The 4,648-nt window shown below is 42.1% G+C and carries 4 protein-coding genes; 2 read left to right on the top strand and 2 right to left on the bottom strand.

Translation table 11 applies throughout. The annotated features are described in order from the left end of the window. Positions 1-94 precede the first annotated feature (94 nt). A complete protein-coding gene (gene pdxB / locus ACMJ0U_RS01655; RefSeq protein ID WP_417127758.1) occupies positions 95-1,105 on the bottom strand; it encodes a 4-phosphoerythronate dehydrogenase PdxB in 1,011 nt (336 codons plus the stop codon). A gap of 139 nt (positions 1,106-1,244) precedes the next feature. On the opposite strand from pdxB, the gene ACMJ0U_RS01650 reads away from it, so the two are divergent. Beyond that, entirely contained in the window at positions 1,245-1,850 is a 606-nt protein-coding gene (locus ACMJ0U_RS01650; protein WP_417127757.1) for a DUF4254 domain-containing protein, read from the top strand. A gap of 17 nt (positions 1,851-1,867) precedes the next feature. After that, positions 1,868-2,899 (top strand): glycosyltransferase family 9 protein, encoded by a 1,032-nt coding sequence (locus ACMJ0U_RS01645; protein ID WP_417127756.1) that lies wholly within the window; start codon positions 1,868-1,870, stop codon positions 2,897-2,899. 19 nt (positions 2,900-2,918) lie between these two features. On the opposite strand, the gene ACMJ0U_RS01640 is transcribed toward ACMJ0U_RS01645, so the two are convergent. After that, positions 2,919-4,648 (bottom strand): ABC transporter ATP-binding protein (locus ACMJ0U_RS01640; RefSeq protein ID WP_417127755.1); only part of this gene is annotated, 1,730 nt, incomplete at its 5' end.

The raw sequence follows: 4,648 nt of genomic DNA, 5'->3' as shown, positions 1-4,648 counted from the left end.
TATTTCTGATTCTAAGCAAATATTCAGGCAAATAAATGCTTTTCCTTTGCACATTTTTATACATTCTGTGCACGTAAACTTGTTTTTTTATGCCTTATTCCCTTCGTAAATGATAGTCACCGCGCAGTTGTTCAAACAGCTCCGGATGTGCACGCAATTCTTCGCAGTCCTTGTGCGGGTTATACAATTGAAGTACCCTCACATTCTCGTCCTGCGATAAGGTTTGATTCGGATTGTCGGGGAGGGCAATGTGAAAATTAGCCTGTTTATGGTAGAAACGGCAAAAAGCTTCCAATACCATGCGGGTAGCATTGGCTTTTCCATCGGCAGAATAACCGGCAATGTGAGGTGTGCCGATAAATACCTTATCGAGCAGTTCCTGGCTGATGTGGGGTTCATTTTCCCATACGTCAATGACAGCACCCGTTACGAGACCTTTATTCATTGCTGCGAGCAGTGCCTCTGTATCTACAACTTCTCCACGTGAGGTATTGATGAGGTAAGGGGCTTGTTGTAGCTTTTGAAAAAAAGCACTGTCGGCCAAGTGGTAGGTTTTATATTTTCCTTCCCGGATGAGCGGTGTATGAAAGGTCAGAATGTTACATTGTTCGGCCAGTGTGTCTAATGAACAGAAGCCTTCTTCTCCTTGATCTGCCCGGGGAGGGTCATTCAGCAGCACCTTCAATCCGATACGTTGTGCCATCTGCCGGATACGTTCTCCTACATGCCCTACACCAATGATACCTAAACAGGATTCTTGCAGGTTGATTCCCTTCTCTTTTTGAAGAAGCAGAAGCACGGCGTGAAGATATTGTTCTACAGCCCCCGCATTGCATCCGGGACAATTGCTCCAGGCAATGCCAGCTTGCAGGCAATATGCTGTATCAATATGATCGAATCCGATGGTAGCCGTTCCAATGAACCGTACGTTGCTCCCTTCCAGCAGTTTCCGGTTACAGATTGTCCGTGTGCGGATAATCAGGGCATCTGCGTCTTTTACGGCCTCTGGTGTGAAGGCCTTTCCGGGCAGATAGACCACTTCATCCGCCAGTTGTTCGATGGCTTCGCGGATGTAAGGTATTTTGTTGTCTACGATTACTTTCATCTTTGTCCGAATTATTGGGTTGCAAAGTTAGTATTTTCCCTGACTGAGTGTATGTGAATTTTGAAAGACTATCAGTTGTTTATTTGTGAAACAATCATTATTTTTGTTTATCATTATTCACTGTTTAAAATTTGTTGTTATGACTTTTACAGAATTATGTCGTCCTATTTTCGAGCAGGTTATAAATGATTATCATAAGACGGATAACGTGGATGCTCCTATTAGTAATCCATATCCATTGAAGAGTATTGAATATTATTTGTATCTGAAAAACTGGATTGACACTGTGCAATGGCATTTTGAGGATATTATTCGTGATCCTCATATCGATCCGGCAGAAGCATTGGTGTTGAAGCGCAGAATTGACAAGTCTAATCAGGATCGTACTGACTTGGTGGAATTGATTGATAGCTACTTCCTGGATAAATATAAAGATATAACTCCTTCTTATGAAGCTACAATTAATACGGAAAGTCCGGCATGGGCTATTGACCGCCTGTCTATATTGGCTTTGAAGATTTATCACATGCGTAAGGAAGTGGAACGTACAGATACAAATGAAGCTCATCATAAACAATGCGAGGCGAAACTTGCTGTGTTGTTGGAGCAACAGAAAGATTTGTCATTGGCTATTGACCAGCTGATTGCAGACATTGAAGCTGGACGCAAGTATATGAAAGTGTACAAACAGATGAAGATGTACAATGATCCGGCATTAAATCCGGTATTATACGGAAAGAAATAATCAGACTTTTTTTGACTATGGCAAAGATTCTGGTCATTCGTTTTTCGGCACTGGGAGATGTGGCAATGACAGTCCCGGTGCTTTATTCTTTTGCGAACTCTTTTCCTCAGCATCAGGTTGTGGTGTTAAGTCGCCCTAATATGGCCGCATTGTTTACGCAGGTTCCATCCAATGTCTCGTTTCGGGGCGTGGATGTGAAAAAAGAATTTGCCGGAATCAAAGGATTGCTTCGCCTGTTTTCTCTTCTCAAGCATGAACAGTTTGATTTTGTAGCCGATTTGCATGGAGTATTACGTAGTCGTTTTCTTTCTTGCTGCTTTAAACTCAGTGGAGTGAAAGTGGCATGTATAGATAAAGAAAGAGGTAAAAGAAAGGAACTGACGGCTGTTGAAAATAAAGTGTTGACTCCACAAATTACTTCTTTTGAGCGTTATGTACTTGTGTTTAAACAACTAGGATTTTCATTTCCTCTTTCTTTTCATTCTATTTATGGAAATGAGAAGGGAAATATTGAAAATATACGCTCGGTTGTAGGGCATAAAGAGGTGCATGATAAATGGATTGGAGTGGCTCCGTTTGCTGCTCATCAGGGAAAGGTGTATCCTATCGAACTTCAGGGGCAGGTTGTCCGCTCTCTTTCCAGTAGGGAAAATGTAAAGTTGTTTCTTTTTGGTGGAGGTGAGAAGGAGGTGGCACAATTAGAACAATGGCAACAAGCCTATCCACGAGTGGTATCCGTAGCTGGCAAATTAAAGATGGCAGAAGAATTAGCGTTAATGAGTCATTTGGATGTGATGCTTGCAATGGACTCCGGAAATATGCATTTGGCATCGTTAGTAGGTACTCCGGTCGTTTCTGTATGGGGGGCTACACATCCTTATGCAGGATTTATGGGATGGGGGCAAAGTGAAAAAAATGCAGTACAGATGAATTTGCCTTGTCGTCCTTGCTCTATTTTTGGAAATAAACCATGTATGCGAGGTGATTATGCTTGCTTAAGGCAAATTACTCCCAATCAGATTATAGAAAAAGTGGAGAGTCTTTTGTGACTCTCCACTTTTTTATTGTTTATAGCGACTGCATATCATGGAGTCGTTTGTAGTATCCGTTTTTCAGAATCAGTTCATCGTGTGTGCCTCGTTCTACAATCTCACCTTCATAGAGTACGCATATCTCATCTGCATTTTTAATTGTTGATAACCGGTGGGCAATAGCAATTGTAGTACGGGTTTTCATGAGTCTTTCCAGTGCCTCTTGTACCAGACGTTCAGACTCCGTATCAAGGGCCGAGGTCGCTTCGTCCAGAATCAAAATCGGAGGATTCTTTAATATGGCGCGTGCGATACTGATACGCTGGCGTTGTCCGCCAGAAAGTTTACTTCCACGGTCGCCAATATTAGTATCGTATCCCTCCGGTTTTTCCATGATGAAATCGTGTGCATTGGCAATCTTGGCTGCTTCAACTACCTGTTCCATGGTTGATCCTTCCACTCCAAAAGCGATGTTGTTGAAGAAAGTATCATTAAACAAAATAGCTTCCTGGTTGACATTTCCAATTAAGCTGCGCAGGTCGTGAATGGCTACTTCCTTGATGTTGGTTCCGTCGATGGTAATTTCTCCCTGCTGTACGTCGTGATAACGTGGAAGCAAATCTACTAATGTGGATTTTCCGGAACCGGACTGGCCTACCAGAGCCACAGTCTTGCCTTTTTCTACCGTCAGGTTGATATGCTTCAGAACTTCTTTCTTTTGGTCATAGCTGAATGAAATATCTTTAAATTCAATCTTTTCTTTTACTTCTTTCAAAGGTTGTGGGTGTACGGGATCCTGGATAGTATTTTCTGCTTTCAGAATCTTGTCAATACGTTCCATAGAGGCTAATCCTCGTGGAATGTTATAGCTTGCCTTGGAGAATTCCTTGAGCGGATTGATAACACTATATAGAATTACCATGTAGAATATAAAGGTAGACGCATTGATAGAGGAGTGGTTCGATAAAATTAAAGAACCTCCGAACCAAAGCACAGCCACAATAAGCAATGTACCTAAAAATTCACTCATAGGATGTGCTGATGACTGGCGGATAGCAACCTTATTTACTGCGTCACGATAGTCATTGCAACATTTCTCAAATCGTGCCGTCATTTTCTTTTCTGCAATAAATGCCTTGATGATGCGTAATCCTCCCAAGGTTTCCTCCAACTGTGACATGGTGTCGCTCCAGCGGTTTTGTGCATCTAACGATTGGCGTTTTAAGGCACGTCCCACTTTTCCCATGACCCATCCCATGGTAGGCAATACCAGGATGGTAAATAAGGTCAACTGCCAGCTGGTGACAATGAGAGTTGCAAAATAAGAAATGATTAGAATCGGATTCTTCAACAGCATGTCCAGAGAACTGGTAATGGAGGTTTCTACTTCGTTCACATCTCCACTCATACGGGCAATGATATCCCCTTTCCGTTCTTCTGAAAAGAAGCCCAAAGGAAGCGACACTACTTTTTTGTATACTAAAATACGAATGTCCCTTACTACTCCGGTTCGTAGAGGAATCATGATGGCCGATGAACCAAAATAGCAGGCTGTTTTGAGTAAAGTCATTCCTGCGAGAAACAAACCGAGGAAAAGTAAGGTAGTGGCAGGGCCAAAACTGTCAATTAATTGTGTGGTATAATAGTAGAAATTATTAGTAGCTACATCTTTGAAATCAGCGCTTCCCCATTCCATCAGCTGATATACACTTCTGTTCTCTCCGGTCTTGAACAAAATATTTAATATCGGAATCAATAGTGAGAAAG

Origin of the sequence: Phocaeicola sp. (genome assembly GCF_048170425.1) — a bacterium.
Lineage (GTDB): Bacteria > Bacteroidota > Bacteroidia > Bacteroidales > Bacteroidaceae > Phocaeicola.
This window is presented reverse-complemented; position numbering and strand designations above follow the sequence as displayed.

What these genes read in the sequence shown, in the direction of transcription:
- pdxB (WP_417127758.1), bottom strand. Translation starts at nt 1,105, where the DNA reads ATGAAAGTAATCGTAGACAACAAAATACCTTACATCCGCGAAGCCATC.
- ACMJ0U_RS01650 (WP_417127757.1), top strand. Translation starts at nt 1,245, where the DNA reads ATGACTTTTACAGAATTATGTCGTCCTATTTTCGAGCAGGTTATAAAT.
- ACMJ0U_RS01645 (WP_417127756.1), top strand. Translation starts at nt 1,868, where the DNA reads ATGGCAAAGATTCTGGTCATTCGTTTTTCGGCACTGGGAGATGTGGCA.